The organism is Candidatus Poribacteria bacterium (assembly GCA_026706025.1).
Classification (GTDB): Bacteria; Poribacteria; WGA-4E; order WGA-4E; family WGA-3G; genus WGA-3G.
In genome coordinates, this window is the sequence record JAPOZO010000056.1 from 222,306 (window position 1) to 245,419 (window position 23,114).

At 48.6% G+C, this 23,114-nt stretch carries 15 protein-coding genes and 1 pseudogene; 2 read left to right on the forward strand and 14 right to left on the reverse strand.

From position 1 onward, the window contains the following. Positions 1–10: 10 nt before the first annotated feature. The 11 genes and pseudogenes from OXH00_13585 to OXH00_13635 form a co-directional block, all read right to left on the reverse strand. Positions 11–3,166, reverse strand: coding sequence for a BamA/TamA family outer membrane protein (locus OXH00_13585; GenBank protein ID MCY3742042.1), 3,156 nt, complete (start codon positions 3,164–3,166; stop codon positions 11–13). Beyond that, complete coding sequence (locus OXH00_13590; protein ID MCY3742043.1) at positions 3,166–9,681, reverse strand: hypothetical protein; 6,516 nt, start codon at positions 9,679–9,681, stop codon at positions 3,166–3,168. The genes OXH00_13585 and OXH00_13590 overlap by 1 nt, the downstream gene beginning before the upstream one ends. Positions 9,682–9,890: 209 nt before the next feature. Next, positions 9,891–10,859, reverse strand: a complete 969-nt coding sequence (locus OXH00_13595) for a TlyA family RNA methyltransferase (GenBank protein MCY3742044.1) — start codon at positions 10,857–10,859, stop codon at positions 9,891–9,893. Positions 10,860–10,958: 99 nt separating this feature from the next. After that, a complete protein-coding gene (gene dxs, locus OXH00_13600; protein ID MCY3742045.1) occupies positions 10,959–12,815 on the reverse strand; it encodes a 1-deoxy-D-xylulose-5-phosphate synthase in 1,857 nt (618 codons plus the stop codon). A gap of 18 nt (positions 12,816–12,833) precedes the next feature. Beyond that, on the reverse strand, positions 12,834–13,022 hold the full coding sequence (xseB, locus tag OXH00_13605; protein ID MCY3742046.1) for an exodeoxyribonuclease VII small subunit: 189 nt from the start codon (positions 13,020–13,022) through the stop codon (positions 12,834–12,836). Positions 13,023–13,231: 209 nt separating this feature from the next. After that, positions 13,232–14,452 carry an exodeoxyribonuclease VII large subunit gene (xseA, locus tag OXH00_13610; protein ID MCY3742047.1) on the reverse strand — a complete coding sequence of 407 codons (1,221 nt, stop codon included), beginning with the start codon at positions 14,450–14,452 and terminating at the stop codon, positions 13,232–13,234. A 236-nt stretch (positions 14,453–14,688) separates the two neighbouring features. After that, positions 14,689–15,465, reverse strand: a complete 777-nt coding sequence (locus tag OXH00_13615) for a TIGR00282 family metallophosphoesterase (GenBank protein MCY3742048.1) — start codon at positions 15,463–15,465, stop codon at positions 14,689–14,691. 97 nt (positions 15,466–15,562) lie between these two features. Next, on the reverse strand, positions 15,563–16,084 hold the full coding sequence (gene pyrE, locus OXH00_13620) for an orotate phosphoribosyltransferase (GenBank protein MCY3742049.1): 522 nt from the start codon (positions 16,082–16,084) through the stop codon (positions 15,563–15,565). A 175-nt stretch (positions 16,085–16,259) separates the two neighbouring features. After that, positions 16,260–17,234, reverse strand: a pseudogene (gene selD / locus OXH00_13625) (selenide, water dikinase SelD). A 164-nt stretch (positions 17,235–17,398) separates the two neighbouring features. Next, positions 17,399–18,298, reverse strand: a complete 900-nt coding sequence (locus OXH00_13630) for a sugar phosphate isomerase/epimerase (GenBank protein ID MCY3742050.1) — start codon at positions 18,296–18,298, stop codon at positions 17,399–17,401. Then, on the reverse strand, positions 18,295–19,011 hold the full coding sequence (locus OXH00_13635) for an HD domain-containing protein (protein ID MCY3742051.1): 717 nt from the start codon (positions 19,009–19,011) through the stop codon (positions 18,295–18,297). The genes OXH00_13630 and OXH00_13635 overlap by 4 nt, the downstream gene beginning before the upstream one ends. Positions 19,012–19,277: 266 nt before the next feature. On the opposite strand from OXH00_13635, the gene OXH00_13640 reads away from it, so the two are divergent. After that, positions 19,278–20,741, forward strand: coding sequence for a M81 family metallopeptidase (locus OXH00_13640; protein MCY3742052.1), 1,464 nt, complete (start codon positions 19,278–19,280; stop codon positions 20,739–20,741). Positions 20,742–20,809: 68 nt separating this feature from the next. On the opposite strand, the gene OXH00_13645 is transcribed toward OXH00_13640, so the two are convergent. Next, positions 20,810–21,328 carry a hypothetical protein gene (locus OXH00_13645; protein MCY3742053.1) on the reverse strand — a complete coding sequence of 173 codons (519 nt, stop codon included), beginning with the start codon at positions 21,326–21,328 and terminating at the stop codon, positions 20,810–20,812. 433 nt (positions 21,329–21,761) lie between these two features. On the opposite strand from OXH00_13645, the gene OXH00_13650 reads away from it, so the two are divergent. Further along, positions 21,762–21,980 (forward strand): hypothetical protein, encoded by a 219-nt coding sequence (locus tag OXH00_13650; protein MCY3742054.1) that lies wholly within the window; start codon positions 21,762–21,764, stop codon positions 21,978–21,980. A 224-nt stretch (positions 21,981–22,204) separates the two neighbouring features. Here the strand turns inward: OXH00_13650 and OXH00_13655 are convergent, their stop codons facing one another. Both OXH00_13655 and OXH00_13660 read right to left on the reverse strand, forming a co-directional pair. Continuing rightward, the gene (locus OXH00_13655) at positions 22,205–22,624 is read right to left on the reverse strand and encodes a hypothetical protein (GenBank protein ID MCY3742055.1); all 420 of its coding nucleotides are present in this window, start codon (positions 22,622–22,624) and stop codon (positions 22,205–22,207) included. 12 nt (positions 22,625–22,636) lie between these two features. Next, a complete protein-coding gene (locus OXH00_13660; protein MCY3742056.1) occupies positions 22,637–23,056 on the reverse strand; it encodes a PQ-loop repeat-containing protein in 420 nt (139 codons plus the stop codon). Positions 23,057–23,114 lie beyond the last annotated feature (58 nt).

Here is a 23,114-nt window from a genome sequence, read left to right on the forward strand (position 1 = left end):
CTGACAACCATTAAAAAGTACTGCCGAGGCGGACATGTGCCCTTCTTGTATCGGGTGAACTCGGAACGGGGACCAGTGGAAAAGCATAGTCAAGCCCGAATGTGAACGCCCCAAAATCCAAATGGAGTCCAGCACCGACAGCGGACGGCAAACGCGTTAAACTACGCTCAATATCTGCCAGTGAATTCCAGACGTTGCCAGCATCGAAAAAGAAGGCACCGCGGACCACCGAATAGATTGGGAACCGTAATTCCGTATTAAAAATGAATTGGACATCACCACGGTAGATCCCTGTGATACCTTCGGGACCGAGGGAACGCTCGGCGTAACCTCTAACCGTCGTGCTGCCGCCTGCCCAAAACCGCTCAAAAGAGATAAGTTCCGCGCGGCGGTTTGAACGCAAGCCTGTAGTAACACCGCATCGAACCGCGGTCGCTAACACAAAACTGCCGATGAGTTTTTGGTAATAGCGAGTATCTGTCGTCGTTTTAATAAAACTGGTTTCGCCTTGCAAGAGTCCACCCGCGTATTCAAGTGTCATCTCGTTGAACATGCCGCCTATCGGATTCAGATAGCGCACACGACCGTCGTAAGTCCAAGAGAAGCGTAGACTACTCACGATTGTGCTGAATGGGTTCTGTTCTTCAGGTAAACGGAGCTCTATCGGTGCCCCTTGCCCCATGGGTGGCACCGGTTGGTTCAAATCTCTGTAACTGTATCGCAAATCCAAATGATGCGATGCGCCTAATTTCCGACTGAGGATGAAACTCCCTTGGAGGGCGCGAACATTGTCATCTATCTCTAACTTCTTAGCAGATAACCGTAAGGTGCCGCGTGTCCTGCCAATCAACCACGGTTCGGTGAGCCTCGCATCCACAAGGTAACCTAATTCATCACGCCACCCTAATCTACTGAGGAAGTACCCGCGGATGTTCCGTTTAAAAAGGAAGTTGCTATCCGTGAGCTCCAGCGTCCCGTACCAACCTTCTGCGAAACTATAGCCACCGCCATAACTATAGGTTCTCGGTTGCTGCTTATCGACTGTTACTAAAACGTCATAGGTTCTCGGAATAGCGTGAGGGTTCTCTCCGTCAGTGGTCTTTAGGCCATCGTTGCCTTCTATTTTTGGGGTTTGTGGTTCTGCGTGAACCCTGCGGAAAATCCCTAACCCGGAGAGGTTTTGCAAGGCACGGCTCAATCTTTCAGATGTCCAAAGCTCCGCCTTAAGGTGGGCTACTTCCCGTTTGAGAACGTGTTGTTTCACGATGTCCGTATCGCCTTGAAAATAGAATTTACCGAATGTTACTTGTTCACCCTCTGTCTCGACAGCAAGATTGAGGATACCGTGTTCAAAGACCTCAAGATGTGTCGGTTCCTGGTTGAGTGTATAGCGTGGATTGCCCTCAATATCTTGGATGCTCCAGCGGTTACCGACCTTTGTCGCTATGAAAAGTCCCGCGAGTGTCAGATTGTGCCTTTTAAATTCATCTCGGATTTCCAAAGGGAGGTTCCCTTCCAAAAGAGATTCCGAAAAATTACCTTCTACTTCAAAAACAGGCGTTTCTGAGATGTAGGTGTCATCAACCTGGACGTTAATGTATCCGCGTTCACGATAAGCATTGCGAACTGCATCTTGGTAGACAGTTCTTTCAAACACAGCATTCGGTTGTGGCAACCGAAATTCGCTTTCCAAATCTTTCAGAAGCATAGCAGTATCTATTGCGCGATTACCGCTGATCGTACAGCGGTGAATCACCTCTTTTCGGTTTTCAACAACAGAGACGTGTATTGTGACTTCGCCAATGTTTCCACTGTTTAAAGGGTGTTTTTTAGGTGTTGCTGTGATGACTGCGTTAGGATAACCCGCTCTCTCGTATAAAATATCAAGTCGATGTTCATCTGTCTCAAGGTCTTCTTCATAGAAAAAGCGTTTCTGTTCTCGCCGCGAGAGGAACCTGGCAACAAGATTCGAGAGTCGCAGACTGCCCAGAAGTCCGACTGTCGGTTTTACTGTCATTTCTCGGAGTAAATCCGCGTCCGGAAAGGCGCGGTTCCCAGAAAAAGATACACGCGTAACCTTATAACGGTTCCCAGGATTAATCGTAAGTTGAACGCTGAAGGCATCCGAAGCTTTCTCCTGCACAGTCGTCCCATGATAACCTTCGTCTTTGAAATACGCTTTTATCCGTCCTTCCCACAGAGAGGGTGCCCCCGGACTTATCACCTCGGCTATATCTTTTCTGAAGGTATCTTGTTCGGATAAAGAGAGTTCACCCGTCCCCAAAACAAAATTAAGCTCGACCTGCTTACCTTCATTGATGTCAAACTGCAACAGCCCTGTTTCAGGTGTAAAGGTCGGCACGATGGTGGCAGTCGGATAGTTGTTTTTACGGTAGAGTGCTTCCATTGCTGCCACATCACTGTCAACATTAACTTTGTTATAAACCGGATAGCGTATGCTGAAGCCACACGCACGTTTGAGGCGGTTGGTTGAGATAGCGAAATTCCCCTGAATTTGCAACCTTTTGATCGTTGACGACGCACCTGGGGTTATCTGATAGGTTAATACGCCATTTTCGGTAAGGACATCGGCAACCGTAACTTGTGCGTCAAAATAGCCATGGTCTCTGCAAATCCGTTTGATATAGATAATATCTGCTTTGGCAATCGCAGGGATATACCTCCCGCCCGGCTTCGATTTTACCGCATTTTCAATGGCAGACCTGAATGGGTTCGGTGGAATACCGGCAATGACAACGGCTTTAATGAGATCAAAAGATGTGAGTTGATAGGTTAACGCAACGCCATTGTGGTGCTCTTGTGCGTAAATCTGAATTTGGGAATATTGCTGTGTCGCGTAAAGTCTCTTAATACTCTGTTGAATCGCGTACGGAGACAATTTGTCCCCAACACGTACCGAGGTCTGCTTGCTGAGCGTGTCGTATTGTTCTGTCGTTTCGGCTACAACTTCTGCATCAATGTAGTACGCAATTTTGTCTATGCGCGTCGTCCCAAACGCCTGGCGCAGCGCAAACTTTTCCGCCCTTATATCATCTGACGTTTCCGTGGGTGCGTTCGCCCCTACAGATTGCGGAAAAAAACAGCAGAACATCAAGATAAGACAAATCACACTATTTATGAATGTGTTATAATTTGCAGCGCCCATTAAAAACGCCCCTTTATCTCAAAACCGACCCCGTATTCGCCTTTTTCGTTGTTCTCAATTTTAATGGACATGTTTTTTCTCAGTTGATATTCTGCGCTGACAGACCGCGCGTCTTCATCATGCGGACGGTGAAAATTAAACGTGAAGCCCCAGAAGGCACGCGAAAATGCAGCGTTGCGTATCAGAAACGTCATAATCTCCTCATGTGAGAGGTTTTCAGGCGCGTTCGGTGCGCTCAGCACAAACGCTGGGTTCGTTAAGGTGCCAGTCAGACTCGCGGTAATCTCAAGGTCAACGGTGCTTTGATCCCTCGGCAGGACACCGCGAATACGATCCGGTGTTCGGAGAGAGATGTTGAGTTCTGGATCAAATTCGCTCGTACTTCCGTTCGTAATTCTTGAGCCTTCAATAAATTCAAAGGTCTGTGGAACAAGTCCAATTTTACCACTCAGCACCGAAACAGTTCCATTGAAAACCGGCTTTTGAATCCGACCGATGAGTTTACCGCCGGAACTCGAAATTTCAATGTCTGTCGGGCCCGTGATAGATGAGCGCACATCAAAGTTATCAGGGATATCAATATCAACATCCAAATATAAATCGCGAAGAATCGGATAATCCAATATAACATCGACTTCGCTTACGGAAGCCCCCGCGAACCAATCGACAACTGCCTCCCAGTTTTGTTCATAATACCCCTGACTTATATTCAGATTGCCTGTTAAAGACGGATCATCAAATCCACCGCGTAGGTGTAATTGCGTCGGATTAGAGCCGAGTTGAATTTGATACTTTCCGGGTTGTTCAAAAAGCGCGGATGAGATGCTGGTCTGCAAATCCATCGTCGGTGGGTTTTCCCATACACGTCCATCGGGCGGTGCCTTGACGCTGCCGGTCATCGAGAAAGGACCATCGTTCAACACACCCTCAAGCTGCTCAACAGTCGCGCCTTGCTCTGATAACGCAATTCTACTTGTTGTCTCTTTAACATGAATGCCGGCTTCGGGAAGTTCAAACCCTATACCGTCGAAACGCACAGCGCCTTCGACTTGTGGCGTTTCCATCGTCCCATTGAGTACGACATAGACTTGACTCGTCCCTGCAGGAGATTCCAGACCCGGTACTAAGTAGCGTAGAATGTCAAGATCATTGACTGTAATATCCAAGATACCGTCCATCTCTGTTTGTAGGAGTTCGTGCCAAACTGCTTCTGGAGACCGTTGCAGTGCCACTAAAAACGGCGTTATCTCAAGGTGATAAGGCATCGTCCACGAAAAAGTAAGGAGATTTCCACCGAACGTCGCTTCAACATACCGTTTTTTCGAGATTTCCCACTTCCCGTTCTGGTACCGAATTCTCCAGCGCAGGTCAATAGGTATGTCATGCAGGTAGAGTTCCGCGGGTTCAGACTGGTGTCGTCGCAAAGTTATCTTCGGATTTTCACTGGTACCGCTTATCTGTAGGCTTCCCGACAGCGCACCTACAATCCGATAGGGCGCGGGCCAAAGGTCAGTTACCGCCGAGACATCGAAATTTTTGAGGCGTAGGGCTGTGTTAAATTCTCCATTTACCGACCATTGACTTCCGGCATCAATACTGAGCGTCGTTTTTGCGTCTTCAACTGTGTATACGTTGCCGACAACATCTTCTAACTTCTCATCTTCAGCCGTAAACGTCTGCGTGACCGGAAAGGTGTACTGATTTTCAAGGGTAAACGCTTTAGGTAAAGTTATTGTTCCCGCCTTCAGCATGACCTGAATGGAACTCGGATTTTGGAAGTTATAGGGTTGATCCAGTGCCTTAAAGGCGAAACGGACACTGTTAATGGATAGTTTGGCGTTTGCGACTGCCACAATATCTGCGAGTGAAGGGACCTTTTGGATTTGTGGAAATGCGGTATTTTCTCCTTTTGTCAGAAAACTACTGAAAGGAATTGTTAATTCATTGAGCGTCGTACTCAGATGCCCCTCAACTTCTTCCAACACTTCTGGCGGCAGGGCATGCTGAACCGTTGAGCCGAGTGGGAATAATTCAAATTTCAATCCTATTAGCGTGAAGTCTTTAGGTGTTAATCCGTCCAATGCCAATTGCGCCTGTTGAAGCGTACAGGAACCTGCCCCTAAATCGAATCTGAGTTCTGTAAGGTCAATCGTATCTTCGCGAGCACTAAACTTCATCTTCATGTTCCGAATCGGTTCATGGAAATTCTTCAGTTGGAGTTGCACCGCCTCAAGCGATGCGCTCCCCGTTATGTAAGGATCGCTGCTTATACCTTGTAGTGCTAAATCTATGTCAACCGTGCCATCTGCCTCTGAAAAGAGTAGATCAATGCCGGGGAAAAATTCAAGCGGTAGTTCACTACCCCGAAAATGTACATCAATCGGTTCATCCGGAAACCGATCCGATATGTCTATCCCTGTGAATCCTAAATTGAACGGAATCACACCGGTAATAGTTGACGTACCCGCACGGTTCTTTATCTCAATTCCTGCGAGTGTTATCCGTTCATCACGGTACTCGACTTTTCCGTTCCATTCCATCTCATTGATGTCGCCGTTCCATTCCGCTGTAATCTCCGGTGCCTCAAAAGTGCCTGTAATATTAACGTTTGCTGTTGTCACCATTTCAGGCGACTTCAGCGCTAAAGGGAGACGCACGACAAGGTCCCCTCGTTCGGATTGGAATTGGAGCGGTGCTGTGTTGCTACAGTTAATACCATAGCCCTGAAAATTCAACGCACTCACTTCACCGGTTATTGAGATTGTCGGAAGCACCCCACGCAGTGGCTGTGTCGAGTGACTTCCGAGGTTTGGGCGCAGGTGCCCTTTACTGCTGAGGTTCGCATATCCAGAAACGGTGCCGCGGAAGGGTGGAACTTCTCCTGACAACACGGTTGCAAAGTCAGCAATCCCCAGGTCAGATACTGACACATCAATCGCAACCTCTGCGTCTTGCGTTGAGAACGAGGCATCTCCTTGGAGCGTGTAGCTGCCATCGCCGATCCGTCCATCTGCCGCTATTGATCGGACATTTAGGGCATCCGAATTAAGAGTAGCAGTCGCATGCAGGCTTTCCAGTGTGATCGGGGCTACGTTAGCCATGAGGCGAATCGGTTGCTGGGGTGCCGTTTGCGCGTTTACGGCGATAACAGTTTCAGCAAGGGTGCCTGTGATGTCTATTGAAACCCCTAACGCACCGCCTGTGAGATCCTCACCCTTAATGCCATTTTCGGAAGCCTTCGCTATTAAGTCGCTAAACGTCGTGAGTGCTAAATCCGGAGCGTTGACGCTGAGGTTTAGCCGCGACTTGTTAACCTCTTCTGGGTGAACGTTTATCTCGCCGCTTATATCTACAGCGTTACCCAAAAGTTTCAAAGCAGTCTTTTCAAGGCGCATTAAGTTGTCTCGGTATGCGATCGCACCGCCAGCATCACTGATGCGAATATCACCCACTTCTGTTTTTAAATCCAATGTCGGGATTGTCCAGTCCAAAACGACTATCGGATGTTTGCTGGTGCCAGTGACTGTTGAGGTATAACGACCGCTCCCAACTTTGAGCATAGCAGACGGAAGCCCTAACGCTGCGCCAAAAGGTGCCAGCGCGAACCCGTCAGATTTCGCTTCAAAATCTATCACCTCGCCCTTTGCGTTATAGGTCCCTGTCAGTTCCATAAAAGGTGATTCGTCTTCTAACGTCCTTAGAGAAAGTGCATCAATCGTCCATTTGTCATCTTTGAGGGACAATTGAATGTGCCCGGCATTTGTAAATGGGGTCTTGTGTCCCGTTGAATTTTCATAGTAAAGTTGGCTGGTGTCAATTGTAATGTCAACATCGTAAGGGTAAATCCGCTGTTTTTGACTATCAACTTGCGCCTTATCAAAAGTATCTATAGATCGATTGATGTTCAAGGAAGAATCGCTTTCAGCAAGGCGGTTTTCTTGCTGATGGAAACCGATGGTTGATGGCTGACGGCTATTTTCCTCATCCGTTGGCGCAAGCGCTGCGACTGTTCCTTTGATTTCGGCGCGTCCATTAGCAGTCCCTGTGACCGCTTCAAGAGCGGGATGCAAGATGCGCAGAATCGGTGTAACCTCAAGTGCTTCGCTCTCCATTATGAATTTGTAAGGGTTGTCGGTAGCCATACTAACATAACCCTGAATCTGACCGTTAAACCCACTTCCCGTGAAATCAAAACGATCCGGTTCACCCGTAACATTTTTCAGTTCTACGAGTGTGCCGTGCAGGGAAGCATCACCCAGTGGGTGATGAGTCTCACGCCCGTTGTCTAAGAAGGTTATGTCCGAGAAATCCAGTTTAACCTGAAAGTCAGTATTTTTCGGTTTTTTGAGCGTGCCGACGACCCGAACATCAAACTGCCCGCCAAAAGGGAAATCGGAGATGTTTGCTGCGCTTGCAAGTGCTTGGAAACTCACAGGGGCATCGCTTTCAAGCAACAGATCGTAATCAGCATTCGAGGCTACTGAAACATTGAGCGTAACCTTCTGACCACGGGTGGTTATCTCACAGTTGGGAAGATCGATGTTGTAATCCTCAATCCGTAACGGCAGCGTTAGCGGATCCAAATGGATACCCCACGCCACGCCCTTGGTGACACTGAAATCGGCACTGCCATCAAGATTAATCAGCGTTCCGTATAGTTTGAGTTCACCTCTCGCTTCGCCGTCTACCGGATAGTCTGCTCCTAACAATACTCTCCGATAGTGTTGGGCATAAACGGGGGCTGCGACGATGCTAAATTCCGCCGGGAAATTACCTTCAACATCTACAACACCCCTAATTGTGGCCCGGCTCTCATACGCTGTCACGCGGTCGTTTATCGTGTTTTTAGTGAGCAGACCGTTTTCAATGAATACCTGTCCCTCTTGATAATCAAGGTTACCTACCAGAATGCCGAGCGGGATGTCATTGAAACTCGCGTTCGGGATTTTCATAGAACCTGCCAAGGTGCCATCCAACGACAACTTCGCTGTGTATTCTCCAGTTCCACCGAGATCCGCACTGTTGACAATTTTCATCAAATCGTCAAAGTTAATACCTGACATCCGGAGGTCTAAAGCCTCTTGATCCGCTAATGGGAAGGGACCCGTGATGTTAATCTCGGTTTCATCAAGGTTGCCATCGACTTTCAATTCACCCGCATCAATCAGGCAACGCAGTGTTGAATCCGCAAGTGTTATCGTATTGAGGACCGTCTCTGTTATTTCTATTTTGCTATTGAGATGGAGCGTTGAAGGGTCTGTGCTACTTCCGTTGAACGTGGCGTTTCCTGAGAGGTGTCCGGTGCTATCTACAAGGAATTCGGGGAGCTGAACAAACATCGACAGCAGCGGTATGAGTTTGATATCTGTTGCTTTCCCCTGTCCTGTATAGTTAAACGCGGATGTTGTCAGTTGTCGCAGCTGCGCAATAACATCACCTTCCGGTCGGCTTTGGAGTCCGATATTTCCGCTACCGGTCAAGGTGCCGTCAGCGATCTGTGCGTTGAAAGTTTTTAGCGTGAATGTAGGGATCGGGTGTAAATTGAAATCGGCATCAATTTTTAGGTCTGTCAGGGCAATTTGTCTACCGTTTTCCGATTGGGTCATAGAAAATGTCGGTGTTTCCACAGAGAGGGCAGTCGCGAAGGCTAAATCGCGGTTTCCGCTTGCCGTTATCCTACCTTTTACGATTCCTTCAAGTTCGGTGTCTTCGTCGAAAAATTGCGCTACATCTGCAACATCTAATTGCAGTAAATCCAGTACTATATCCCAAGGGGCTACCGTTTCTCCGTACGGAAAATGACCTGTAACTTCCAAGCTTGAATTGCCAAATTCTAATCGGAGGCGATCCAATTCGCTAAGCGTGGCTAAAATCTGAAAATCCACTTCAAACGTATCAATCAGTGTCTCAGAACCGTTGAACTTAAGACTGCCAGCATCAATTCTTAAATAACCTTTGTGATTCCACGTGTCGAGGGGACCCTCTGCGTCAATAGAGACACCTGTAATCTCTATATGAATATCGCGTTGCGTATCAATGTAATCAATTATACCGTTATTACATTCAATATGTTCGATTGCTAAAGCGAATTTCGGAGGGCCTTGTGTTGTAGTTTCCCTGAAAATATGTTCCAAATTAACACTGCCATCGGCGTTAGACTTCGCGCTAAGTCGTGGTTTGGTCACAGTAAGTTGTGTCACCTCAAATTCGCGTGTTAACAGCCCCAGTAGATTATATTTCAGGACAACTTTTTCTGTAGAGATTACCGGCGTATCTGGTGTATCGTGCTTGGAAATTGTAATACCGTTGATCGTAATATTGCCCAAGATACTGCCTTTTATGTCGCCAACACTTGCCTTATAATCGTCTGTTAGCCGATATTCAAGTTCGATCGCGAGCCGTTTTTCTGCCCAATTCAGAAAAGCATCTGAACGGATAAAGAAAAAACCCCCGCAGAGGACAAGGATGATGAATATTCCGAGGAAAATAGCGATTTTCTGGATTCTTTTCTGCATCTTCGTTTTCCTATCTGGCTATCGGCCGGAATAGCCATCAGTTTCCGTCAGCAAGAATAGCCATCGGTTTCCGTCAGCCGTCAGCAATCAGCAAAGAGGGATTAGATTCACTCAACAATTTTCGGTAATCCCAACGGCTCTTAACTGACTGCTGAGAGGTTTTTTCATGCCTTGCAGTGAGAGAAAAACCGCCCTGACGGCTGATAGCATTAAAAAAATTCGTGTGCCGCCGCGACTACCTCAGCAGTCGTTTGCTGGGGGTGAACGTCCTTTCTGACCGCACTCGCTTGCGTGTCAAGTCCAATCGTGAGCCAAAGCAAGTACTCAATATTTCCGATGTCTTTGTGGATCGGTGAATACGTCAACCCTCTCACCGCAGCCCCGAGTTTCTCCGTGACAAAAACACTGAGATTGTCTATTGTCTGGATGTGCACCTGTTTATCAGGGACAATTCCACCCTTTTTCACATGGGCTTTTCCGGCTTCAAACTGCGGCTTAAGCAGGGCAATAATATCATAAGGATGGTTATCAGTTGTCAGTTCGGTTTTTCTGCGAAAAACCTTTCGGTTTCCAGTTAAAAGGTGATCGTTTTGACAAGGTCTCCCTCTTAACTGACGACTGACGACTGACGACTGACGACTATTCCCCTGCATCAGAATCTTGATGACACTCGGTAGCACCGTCCTCAGAGAAATAAAAGAGACATCAATCACAGCGATAGTGATAAAATCATCGCTATCGTGTAGGGGCGAGCCCCTACTTAAAAGTGTTGGGGTTAAATGCCGGATGTTCGTTTTCTCGATTGACTGAACCTGTGGATGCGTCCGAAGTTTCCACGCGAGCTGCCCGTAACCGACATCAACGGCATAGACGAATTTCGCACCGTGTTGGAGGAGACAGTCTGTGAATCCGCCCGTTGATGCACCGACATCGAGCGCGACTCGGTCTTGTACATCCACATCAAAGATAGATAACGCCTTCTCCAACTTGAACCCGCCGCGACTCACATATCTTTGCGGTGCCTGAACAACAACCTTCGCATCCGCTGGAACACGCTGCCCGGGCTTAATTCTGGTGTCTCCGTTAACGGTTACAGCACCGGCGAGGATAAGCCGTTTCGCTTGCTCCCGGCTCTCCGCCAAGCCTTGCTCTACCAAAAAAATATCTATCCGTTGCATTTTTTTTGTCCGTAGGGGTTGGGAATGTAATACAAGGAATGGATTCAGTCTATTCCCAGACTGAATCCCCCAACCCGTAGGGACGAGGCGACCTCGCCCCTATACTGTCATTTTCTCTGCGGCGCGAACAACAGCGTCAGCATCACACTGGTATAGCGCGTGAAGGTGCTTGACATCACCATGCTCAATAAATTCGTCGGGGATACCGAGGTTTGTAACTTGCACGTTTGAGATCCCCGCTGCGGCGAGTGCCTCCAAGACGGCACTGCCGAAACCGCCCATTATTACACCGTCCTCAATCGTAATTACCTTGCCGATGCGTTCCGCAAGCGGCAGAATCGTTGCAGTATCTAACGGTTTCACGAATCTCGCGTTGACAACGGTCACTGAAATTCCGGTTCGGTCCTCCAACGTTTGCGCGGCTTCAAGGGCAGGGTAAACCCGGTTACCAATAGCGATGACAAGCACATCGTCACCTTCTCTGACGACCTCACTTTCACCGATAGGCAAGATTTGTGGTTCCGCTGCGATCTTTACACCGACCCCTGTGCCTCGCGGGTAGCGGAAGGCAATCGGACCGTCTTCATAGGCAAGCGCGGTCTTCACCATAGATTGCAACTCATTCTCATCTTTCGGTGCCATCACAACCATGTTCGGAATAGAACGCAGATATGCGAAATCGAAAACACCGTGATGTGTCGGACCGTCCGCGCCGACAAGTCCACTCCTATCGAGTGCGAAGATGACTGGAAGGTTTTGGATACAGACATCGTGTAAGACCTGATCATAACTCCGCTGGAGGAAAGTAGAATAGATAGCAGCAACAGGACGCATCCCTTGTGCTGCGAGTCCACTTGCGAATGTAACCGCGCACTGCTCTGCGAGTCCGATATCAAAACACCGGCTCGGAAACGCGTTCGCAAACTTATCAAGTCCCGTCCCACCCGGCATCGCTGCCGTCACGCCGACGACCCGTGGGTCGCGTTTCGCTAATTCAATCAGCGTTCGGCTGAACACTTCCGTGTAGGAGGGGACCGTCGGTTTCGGTTTAAGCGTCTTCCCTGTCTTCAGGTTGAAGGGGCCGCTGACACTATAGAAGCCGACTGGATCCTCTTCTGCTGGCGCGTAGCCGCGTCCCTTTTCGGTTACGATGTGGAGCAGGATAGGACCGAATAACCTACGGATACCTGTCAACACCGGGATGAGAGCCTCCAAATCGTTTCCATCAAGCGGACCGAAGTAACGGAACCCGAATTCCTCGAATAGCGTCCCCGGTTTCAATGAAGCCTCAATTTTACGGGCAATCTGCTTGGCATCTGCCGGAATTAAGTTCAACATCTCTTTGACACCAGAGCGGAGGAAGTTATATTGTGGTGAACTCGTGAGTTTGTGAAAGTGTTTTGAGAACGCACCGACCGTCGCGGAGATAGACATGTTGTTATCATTGAGGATAACAAGCATATCGTTCCTGAAGTCACCGGCGGCGTTCAACGCTTCAAACGCCATACCGCCCGTTAAACCACCATCCCCGATGATAGCGACGACCTTGTAAGTCTCATTAATCAGATCTCGCGCAGTCGCGATGCCTAACGCCGCAGCGATAGAGGTACTCGAATGCCCGGCACCAAAAACGTCATATTCACTCTCGGCTCTGCTAAGAAATCCGCTGATGCCATCAGTCTGTCTGAGCGTTGGAAATGATTCTCTTCTGCCAGTCAGTAATTTATGCGGATACGCCTGATGTCCGATATCCCAAATCACTTTATCGCGTGGTGTGTCAAATACCTTATGCAATGCTATCGCTAACTCAATCGTACCGAAATTGGGTGCGAAATGCCCCGGATGCTCGGATAAAACGGTTAGTAGATAGGCGCGCATCTCCTCAGCCAGCACTTCAAGCTCGCTAATCTCCAGTTTTTTCAGGTCAGCGGGTCCATTAATTTTTTCTAAGAACATGGTTTTTAATCCTATTGTTTATGTATTATCTGTTTCGAGGACGTTTTCTATGCGCTGTTCTGCGTTTTCGAGCATCTCGCGACACGATGAAACTAAACCGACACCTTCCTCAAAGAGTTTGAGAGAATCCTCAAGTGGCAGTTCGTTGCCCGCCTCAAGTTTATCAACGATCTCGGTCAGTTTTGCGAGTTTTTCTTCAAAGGTCATATTTTATCTCCATTAGAAAATAGTTGTCGGTTATCAGTTGTCAGTTTCCGTCGGCAGTCGGTCTCTCTCAGCAGTCAGAGGTCAGAAGTTTCGCATACCATTTTTGAAAAACCGGTTCGTAGTAGCGCAATTTATTGCGCTTTGGACATTCGGATCCTTCATTGCGCTTCTAAATCTCTGAAATGCCCATTTATTCTTCAGATTAAGTATTACTTTTGATGATCTTCATCCAGAAATTCTTCAACCCGACAAGCGAGATGTCCGTCCGCCAGTTGCACCTCGATTCTATCGCCAACAGATACCTGTTCAGCTGTTGTTAGCACCTCACCATCTGTTTTTCGGCTGATACTATACCCACGTTTCAACGTCGCTAACGGACTCAACGCGTCAAGCCGTTGGGCAAGTGTGTGAAGTCTGTTTTCGCTATCGGTGAGGTTACGTTTCGCTGCGTTACGACACGCTGCGTCAAAGGTGTCTACTGTTTGGTAAAGTTGGTAGATAGCATCCTTACGCTGTGTCGGTGCAAGCCGTGTCTCAAGTGCTTCGATCCGCGTTTCATGGCTATTCAATTGGCTCTGAATTGTTGTACGCAGCCACGCATCAAAACCGTCTAATTGTGCCAAAAGTTCATCCTGATCCGGGACGATATGTTCAATCGCTGCCGACGGGGTCGGTGCCCGGTGGTCTGCTACCATGTCCGAGATCGTGTAATCCGTCTCGTGTCCGACTGCCGACACAACCGGAATCGTGGAAGCGAAAATCGCACGCGCAACACGTTCTTCGTTAAATGACCAAAGATCCTCAATCGAACCGCCACCGCGACCGACAATTAGCACATCAATATCGTCTCGCTGATTCATCACCTCAATCGCGCGAGCAATGCCCTCTGGTGCACCGTCACCTTGGACAAGGGACGGATGTAGTAGCACTTCGGCTACCGGATACCGTTTACGAAGCTGCCCACAGATATCTTGGAACGCTGCGCCTGTTGCCGACGTAATCACACCGATTTTCTGCGGGAATTTTGGTAACGTCTTTTTGTGGATGTCATCGAACAATCCCTCGTCTGCAAGTCGCTGTTTCAATTCCTCAAATGCTCTCTGCAGCGCACCAATCCCGACAGGTTCCACGTTTTGACCGATAATCTGATATTGTCCTCTGGTAGCATATAGTCCCAGCTGCCCTTGCACAATCACCTCCTCACCATCCTGCGGTAAAAATTTGAGACGAGAAGCATTGTTCCGAAAAAGAGCAACCGAGATTTGGCTGTTCGCGTCCTTGAGCGTGAAGTAGACATGCCCCGCGCCAGAACGACTGTAATTCGACACCTGCCCCTGCACCCACACATTTCTGAAGGGTGGATGTTGCTCTATCAACCTTTTCAAGAGGGTTGTTATGTCGCTGACACTATGGACAGTTCGTGTTGGCATCGAAAATTCTAATTGCATAATTGGTTATCAGTTGTCAGTACGATTTTCTCTCACTGCGAGGCATGAAAAATCTTTCAGTTGTCAGTTATCAGTTATCAGAGGAAATAGTTTTCGGTTTTCAGTTAACAGTTTTCAGTTAAGAGTCCCCTTGTGGCAGCCCGGTTTGCTGTATCCGCCACAGAAACCTCTTTAACTCTCACTGCGAGGCAAACTGACAACTGACAACTGACAACTAACTAATACTGCTCTTGCAGCGGCACAATACTCACTGCCAGCCCCGTTTTATCGTCTAATTCTATCTCAGCACCGCAGAGTTTGACATTGCCTTTAGCGACAGTGAAGCGCGCTGGCATCATCGTCAGAAACCGTTCAAGCACAAGATCCGTTCGTACGCCGATAACCGAATCATAGGGGCCCGTCATCCCAACATCTGTAATATAAGCCGTGCCTTGTGGGAGGACACGCGCATCTGCTGTCGGAACATGCGTATGTGTCCCAATCACCGCGCCAACTCTACCGTCAGCGTGCCAACCCATTGCGATTTTCTCAGAGGTCGCTTCAGCGTGAAAGTCGAGAAGGATATTGGGTGTCACGGCTTTTATCTCAGGCAAAATTGTATCAAGGGCGTGAAATGGGTTGGTATATGGGTTCATGAAAAGTTGTCCAGCGAGGTTGATGACACCAAGTTGGGTCTGCCCGTCATCAGAAGAGACGATGGTCACACCGCGCCCGGTCACCTCGGTTGGATAGTTCGCCGGACGTATCAGCTGCGGTGTTGTATCTATAAAGTTGAAAATATCTTTATTATCCCAGACGTGGTTTCCAGTCGTAATTGCGGAGACACCTGATGCCAAGAGTTGATCAACAATCTCAAATGTCAACCCTTTCCCACCCGCCGCGTTCTCTCCGTTAGCGACAATAAAATCATACCTGTCGCGATGCGCTTCCAGAAACTTCGTTGTTGCTGCTCTGCCCGGATTGCCGACTATATCTCCGATAAACAGTATCTTCATCTTTAATGGCTATCGGCTGTCGGCTTTCAGCCATCAGTAAAGAGGGCTTTGATGAACCAGAGGCCCTCGCTGACTGCTGACTGCTGACTGCTGACTGCTACTCTCCTTCTAATTCAGCAAGCGTAAAAACGGACGCGAATGTGCATCCAAGTGCATGAATCTTTGCTGCGCCGCCTGCCTGCCGATCAATGGCGGCTACGACATGTTCCACTCTATACCCCGCTGCACGAATCTGCTCAATTGATGTGCAAACCTGCCCCGCAGTTGTAATCACATCTTCTATCACGACAAGTCTGCTACCCGCTTTGACCCCACCCTCTATAAGATTACAGGTGCCATAAGTTTTTGCTTCCTTACGGACGTAAAAGCAAGGGATTCCCGTTTTTAATGAGAGCGCGGTTGCAAGCGGGATACCACCTAATTCCAAACCTGCCAACCCGTCACAACCCGACGGGAGCCGTTTCGCCATCTCTTCAGCAATCGCGGTGAGCAGTGTGGGGTTGCTCTCAAATCGGTATTTATCCCAATAGAAATTACTGATACTTCCTGAACGGAGTTTGAATTCACCTGTGAGATACGAAGCCTCACGGATCTGTTTTGCAAGTGCTGTTTTTGTCATTATTAGTTGTCAGTTGTCAGTACGATTTTTCTGCGAAAAATCTTTCAGTTGTCAGTAGTTATCAGTTGTCGGTTATCAGTTTTCAGTTAAGAGAATTCTTGTGGCAGTTGAGGTTACTGTTCAAGCAACAGCAAATCTCTTTAACTGACTGCTGATAGCTGACAGCCGACAGCCATTAAAACACCTCAATATGCGCGGTTTCTCCTGCTACCACTTCTCCAATAACAGCGGCTTCAGGGCAATCCGCTGCACGGAGCTCCGCTACCGCTGCATCAGCGTTCTCGGCGGAAAGTGAGAACAGCAACCCACCAGACGTTTCCGCCTCCATCAGAATGTGACGCATCGCTTCGCTATCTGTGTGGAACGTAACTTTGTCGGCAAGGAACGTCATATTCGCAAGATAGGCTTGCGTATAGGTATCCTGCGCGACGAGTGCCGGGGCATCTTCAAAGTGAGGTACCGCAGCACTATCTATCTTCAGACAGGCACCATTGCCCGCCGCCATCTCCGAAGCGTGTCCTAACAACCCGTAACCCGTGACATCCGTACAAGCACTCGCACCATACTTCAGCATGACTGCGGAAGCAGAGGCATTAAGCCGAGTCATTGATTCAACAAGTTGTGGTAGCACCGCATCGCTGATCTTATCAAACTTCAAGCCTGTGGTGAGGATACCGATACCGAGGTTTTTGGTCAAAATGAGGACATCCCCTGGGCGTGCCCCGTAATTTTTGACGAATTTCTCCGGATGCACGATCCCCGTTACAGAAAGTCCATACATGAGTTCCGGCGCGTCTACGGTGTGTCCGCCGACAAGTGCAGCCCCCGCTTCAATCGCTTTTTCAGTGCCACCCCTGACAATATCACCGAGGATTGATAAATCCAAGTCCGCCTTGGGCCAGCAGGTGATATTCAACGCCGTTTTCGGGACACCGCCCATACTGTAGACATCGCTCAGTGAGTTCGTCGCGGCGATCGCACCGAATGTATACGGGTCGTCAACGATAGGTGTGAAATAGTCAACCGTGTTGACGAGGGCAAGGTCATCAGAAATACGGTAAATTCCGGCATCGTCCGAGGTCTCGGTACCGACAAGGAGGTTCGGGTCGGTGGATTTCGGGATGTTATCTAAAATGTGCGCCAGCTCCCCTGGAGCGAGTTTTGATGCTCACCCGGCGCATTTCACAGTCGCAGTTAAACGGATCTTCTGTTGTGTCATAATAGGGTTGTCAGTTTTCGGTTTGCCTCGCAGTGAGAGTTGCCAGTTAAGAGGTTTCCGGTAACAATTTACGCTCACTTGGAATACGTCAGTTGTTACTGTAAATCCTCCAGAACAGATTTTACGTACGCCACGCTCCGTCCATCTTGATGGAACTGGTCGCCGTCGCGGATACCCTCGATCGCCAGATAGCCATCGTAGCCAGCATCAAGTGCCGCCGCGATTGCGAAGCGATAGTCGATTTCACCATCGGGCAGTGGGACTTGGACATAGATAGCCGTTTCCAGCTCTGGAATATGCACCCGATAGAGGCTCTTGCAATGCCAATAGTTGACATGTGGTGCAACCGCTGCGATTGCGGCTTCACACGTCTCCTCTGGAATGTCGTAAGTCCAATAGACATTACCCAAATCCGGATTTATGCCGACATTCGGCGCGTCAATTAATGCTAACAACCGTAGCGTTGACGCACTGTTGTCCGCTATTGAATTTTGATGGATTTCTATGGAAATCTCGACACCGAGGTCCGCGGCGATAACGGCGACTTCACTCACAGCTTTCGCAGTCCGTTCGTAATCTTCATCATTCGCTTGACGGCTTGAGCCCTGTGAGACGGATTCGCCACGATACGTCCCTTTGCCACCCGGATCGTCGGGCGGTGTAGTGACTGTGGAATTAACAATGCCCGCACCCATTTTCGCCGCGAAGTGGACGGCATCTATCATCCGTTGTTTGTTGGCTGCAGCGACTTGTGGGTCCCTCGCAGCACCACCACCGCCGCGAATTGCGACGCATGGCATACCTGTATCTTCAAGTTCTGCGCGAAGTGTTTTGACTTCAGCGTCAGGGAGGTTCAGCCCCGGAAGTTCAATCCCGTCGAACCCAATCTTTTTGGCGTGTTCTAAAAACCGCCGTCTATCTGTTGCATCGGTGGGTAGCGCGCCACCGTTGTAAGGGTATGATGTACATCGTCTAAAAGCGTAGGCAATCTTCATGGCATCCTTCCTTCAAATAGATAGGCTACAGCCTGCTGGAACTGTTGAAAGAGTTGAGCGTTTACAACGTCTATTGCTGCAGGCTTCTTCCAAGCGTCATTACAATCGGATGGTTCCTGCTGAGGTGCGGTGTCTTTGGCATCGGGTATAGCACGCACACCGTTAGCAGGCGTAGTTAGTTTAGCACGTCCTACCCTTTTTTGTAAAGCGACATCTCGGTCTGCGATCGCACCGAGAACGCTCCGATAATACCACGCTTGATCTTCGACACCGCCGTGAAACCGATCCCAGACAGCATCGCCGATGAGATCGTGTTCTGAAATGATAGTCCGTAGATTGTGAAGCTTATCAGCGCACGTCACAGTACAGACTTCGGGGCTGGCACTTCTTAACGCCTCAATCCGTTCCGTTTTACGGGCGCGCCACCGCAATGCCTTGTCCTCTGAACAACCGTCAACGATATTTGCGATAGCATCCCCAAAACGTTCCCGAATAAATTCCAACGTCAGATCGGTGTCCTCGACGGTATCGTGCAAGATACCTGCGATGATTACTGCCTCAGTGCATCCCGCTTCCATTAAGATGAGTCCGACGGCATAAGGATGTGTAATGTAAGGCGTATCGGTGCCTTTCCGATATTGCCCTTGGTGGGCTTCGGCGGCGATCTCTATCGCTTCTTCGATCTGATTTTTCCCAGTACCGTTTTGCGTCATACTTCTATTGAAAAAGATAGGTCCTACAAACCAAACCTTGGTAGAAAATTGGAGATTTAAATATTGTTAAATGATACACTATTTCAAGTGTAACCGTCAAGGTATTTTTGGAATAGTACTCAGTTGTCAGTACTCAGTACCCAGTCATACTCTTATGGCAGCTACGAGAAAAGTATCCACCAAAAATTGTCTCTTAACTGACAACTGAAAGATTTTTCGCAGAAAAATCGTACTGACAACTGACAACTACTTACAAGGACAACACCATGACAACAATCGCTATCGGCGGCATCATGCACGAATCCAATACATTTAGTGAGACGCCCACCGACTTCGCCGCGTTTTCGCAAACCTTTGCTCGGAACCTGGTCAATCTCTGGGGCGAATCCCATCACGAAATAGGTGGGTTCATCCAAGGTGCAACAGAATACAACTACACGGCTTACCCGACGCTCATGACTTCGGCAACACCCGCAGGGCGCGTAACAGATGACGCTTTCGACCGATTCACCGAGATGTTAATCCAGCACCTCAAAGCCGCACCCAAACATGAAGGACTCCTCCTCGCACTCCACGGCGCGATGGTCGTCGAGAGTTACCCCGATGGCGATGGTGAAGTCTTGCGCCGACTCCGAGATGCCTTTGGTCGAGATTTTCCGATCGTCGTTACGCTCGATCAACACGCCAACGTTTCCGAACAGATGGTCGCTGAATCGACTGTCCTCGTGATTTACAAGACAACGCCGCACATCGATCAACGCCAACGCGGGCTACAAGCAGCAGAACTCATGATGCGGATCCTCAGGGATGACGTTACGCCGACGCAAGCACTCGCCAAACCACCGATGCTCCTGAATATCCTCTATCATAACACCAGCGTGCCACCGATGGAGCCTATACTCACAGCAGCGAAGCAACTCGAAACGCGTCCTGATGTCCTCGCGGCAAACGTCGCATTGGGGTATCCGTATGCCGATGTCTATGAAGCCGGGCCCGCCTTTGTCGTCGTCACGGACGATAACCCACAACTCGCACAGACGGAAGCTGATCGGTTATCCGATATGTTGTGGAACGTCCACGAACAACTCACACTCGATCTCCCCGATGCTGCACAAGCAGTCACGCAAGCCATCCAGTCTGAACAGCATCCTGTTATTCTGGTCGAGATGGGGGACAACATCGGCGGCGGCTCACCCGGGGATAGCACTTTCGTTTTGGCGGAGTTGCAACGACAAGGGGCATCGGGGTTCGTCGTCGTGCTTTACGATCCAGAGGGTGTGCAAAGTTGTATTCAGGCGGGTGTCGGGGCTGATGTCGTTTTAGATGTCGGCGGGAAAGCGGATAATTTGCACGGTGATCCTGTCGCAATTCAGGGCAAGGTACGTCTGATCCATGACGGTAGCTATGAGGAGACGCAACCGCGGCACGGCGGGCAGCGATACCACAATCAGGGGTTAACGACTGTCGTTGCTGTCGGTGATTCTCTAATCGTGCTGACAAGCAGACGGCAAACCCCGTTTAGTCTCCAGCAGTTGTTAAGTCTCGGTATTGATCCGACTGTGATGCGGATGATCGTCGTCAAAGCCGCGGTCGCCTACCGCGCCGCCTACGAACCGATTGCGGGGCAGATTATTGAAGTCGATACACCCGGATTGACTGCGGTGAACCCGTTGCATTTTGAATATCACAACGTCCGCCGCCCCTTGTTTCCTCTGGATTCTGAACTGTGATTTGCAAGATTAGAGAGGCTATAAACTTGAAATACTGCTTTTATGTGCTGATGACTGACGGCTGACGGCTATTGCGCTTCTATTATCTCGTCCCACAGGACCTGCTGCACGTCCCCAGAACTGTACATCCTTAAAACAACCGGTTCCGGTCCACCTAAGATAACCGAATCGCCTCTATCGTGATTAACATTGATAAAACTATTATGCGTATTAAATGCCGATACCGCCGCTGACGCACCTCGTTCGTTTTCAACCTTCAGCATCGCTCTCGGACTTTTGATTGCGACAGCCGCACCATCTTCCCTTGTCCCAATTGATATCGTACTGGCACCGTTATCAATAGCGATGTCCCCATTATTGACACCGTTTATTTTCCGCACATCGATAGCGATTGTCGGGTTTAAAGGATCATCACCGACATGTATAACTTCAAGCACTCTCAATCTCTTGACCGTCAATGTATCGAGTTCTTTTGGTACATCCTGTGCCCCAATATCTCGACTCAGGCTCCCGACAAAAAATATAGCGAAACCCAAGAAAAGCCCTAAGCATACATACTTTAATTTAGCAGTCAATTGGATTTTCATAAGAATCTCCTTTTTGTAGTAAAATCCGAAAATAAGTGGACACTTGTCGCATAAACTTTTAGTTTGTGTTTCCTTATAGCAAATGGATTAAAGGATCCGCTTAAAAACACGGAACATATCTCGTGTTTGTTAAAGACACAATTTTGGGGTGGAAAACGTGCATTCTGCAAGAAATAAAATAAATTAAGACTTACGCATTTCCTCTTAAAGTCCTCCTGATAAGGGGGATTTAGGGAGTTAAATACAACCCAATAGCGATTTTTCGGCAAAATAGGTTTCCGATTTTCTGTTCAATTTGCGTAAGTTCTATAAATTTGGGTTTTTTACGGATGGTCCAGCGCGCGTCTGGTTCAGAGCACAATAAGAACCGTGTTCACCCACACCTCTTAACCTCAGTACAGCGAAAGGATTTACAAGGTTACGGACGCTGCTTTTGTCTAAATCATGGATTATCGCGGGGGATACGGATTTCGCGGATCACGTGGATTGTAGTAGATTTTTGCATTCGGGCCGTCTCAACTCCAGTGGACGACATCTGTATGGAAACGCATCTGTCCACTCCTCAGATCGTCAGCCTTTGGATGTTGGGTTTCGTTATGCCTATCTATTCGGATGCGGCATTGAAGGCAGAGATGCATCACGTAAATTGTAGTTTTTTTAATTTTCACCACTCCACCCAACCTACGATGTGAACATGATTTATGGGATTCAATGATCTACAGGATTGTGGACGGCGTTTTCGTCTGAATGCAGATTGCATTTGGGAGTTTTTGCTTGGGTGTTTCTGCGGATTTCTTCAAGTACGCCGCAAATCGCGGATTATCGCGGATGGCACGGATTTCGCGGATTAAGGGGTATATTTGTATCCAGATGGTCTCAGTTCCAGCGGGATGGCACCAGGCAGTTTTTCTCTGTAGATGGAATGCTTTTCACCGGCTTACGATTCAACGCAACAAGACAAGCATGCAACATATTTTCAACTTCCTGCCGCGTATCCTCACGCAACGGACCCGAAAGTGCCGCACGATAAAGGTTCACCGCTCGACTCGCATCCCCTGCCTTTTCATAACACGATGCCGCACTAATCCGATGCAGTGCTCCCTCCAATTCACGACCCAAGGCATCAAGCATCGGGGCGATATACTCTTCATAAGTGGCAGCGAATAGCCAAAGCGGTTGCGCCGTTTCCGTCATACCAACTTCCCAAAATGCCTGCGCTTTTGAGAGAATCTCCGACTTTCGGCGCATCGTCTCTTTGAGTGTTTTCGTGTAAGGTTTAGTTTTTGCGGTAAGCATGTGCGCATTATCTCAAGGATTTACAATACGCTGTTGTTTCAACACCTCTATTTCCTCTCTGAGCACTTGAAGCTCTCGTTCTTGTGCCCGATCCTTCTTGCTACGCCATATCATAATGATTTGTGGGATACCTATAACAGCACCGATGAGAACCATTATCCAAGTCATCTGCTTGTCAAGCCCTTCAAATTTGCCTCGCACCCATGAGACCTCCTCTCTTGTAGACGCGATCTCCTTTGAAAGTTCATCTTTTACGGACACGATCTCTTTTGAAAGTTCATCTTTTACGGACGTGATTTCGGCTTTTATCGGCGCGTTCGCCTCATGGATGATCAGACGGATCTTATCAAGGTCTTGATCTGTTAACGCAGCGTGGGACGGCAACGCGATTGCATACAAACATGCAGAGAAACACAGAATAGTTTTTAACATGACTTTACTCCTTTTGGCAATAGTAAATCACATTTGTTCTCAGTTGTCAAATAAAAGT

What these genes read in the sequence shown, in the direction of transcription:
- OXH00_13585 (MCY3742042.1), bottom strand. Translation starts at nt 3,166, where the DNA reads ATGGGCGCTGCAAATTATAACACATTCATAAATAGTGTGATTTGTCTT.
- OXH00_13590 (MCY3742043.1), bottom strand. Translation starts at nt 9,681, where the DNA reads ATGCAGAAAAGAATCCAGAAAATCGCTATTTTCCTCGGAATATTCATC.
- OXH00_13595 (MCY3742044.1), bottom strand. Translation starts at nt 10,859, where the DNA reads ATGCAACGGATAGATATTTTTTTGGTAGAGCAAGGCTTGGCGGAGAGC.
- dxs (MCY3742045.1), bottom strand. Translation starts at nt 12,815, where the DNA reads ATGTTCTTAGAAAAAATTAATGGACCCGCTGACCTGAAAAAACTGGAG.
- xseB (MCY3742046.1), bottom strand. Translation starts at nt 13,022, where the DNA reads ATGACCTTTGAAGAAAAACTCGCAAAACTGACCGAGATCGTTGATAAA.
- xseA (MCY3742047.1), bottom strand. Translation starts at nt 14,452, where the DNA reads ATGCCAACACGAACTGTCCATAGTGTCAGCGACATAACAACCCTCTTG.
- OXH00_13615 (MCY3742048.1), bottom strand. Translation starts at nt 15,465, where the DNA reads ATGAAGATACTGTTTATCGGAGATATAGTCGGCAATCCGGGCAGAGCA.
- pyrE (MCY3742049.1), bottom strand. Translation starts at nt 16,084, where the DNA reads ATGACAAAAACAGCACTTGCAAAACAGATCCGTGAGGCTTCGTATCTC.
- OXH00_13630 (MCY3742050.1), bottom strand. Translation starts at nt 18,298, where the DNA reads ATGAAGATTGCCTACGCTTTTAGACGATGTACATCATACCCTTACAAC.
- OXH00_13635 (MCY3742051.1), bottom strand. Translation starts at nt 19,011, where the DNA reads ATGACGCAAAACGGTACTGGGAAAAATCAGATCGAAGAAGCGATAGAG.
- OXH00_13640 (MCY3742052.1), top strand. Translation starts at nt 19,278, where the DNA reads ATGACAACAATCGCTATCGGCGGCATCATGCACGAATCCAATACATTT.
- OXH00_13645 (MCY3742053.1), bottom strand. Translation starts at nt 21,328, where the DNA reads ATGAAAATCCAATTGACTGCTAAATTAAAGTATGTATGCTTAGGGCTT.
- OXH00_13655 (MCY3742055.1), bottom strand. Translation starts at nt 22,624, where the DNA reads ATGCTTACCGCAAAAACTAAACCTTACACGAAAACACTCAAAGAGACG.
- OXH00_13660 (MCY3742056.1), bottom strand. Translation starts at nt 23,056, where the DNA reads ATGTTAAAAACTATTCTGTGTTTCTCTGCATGTTTGTATGCAATCGCG.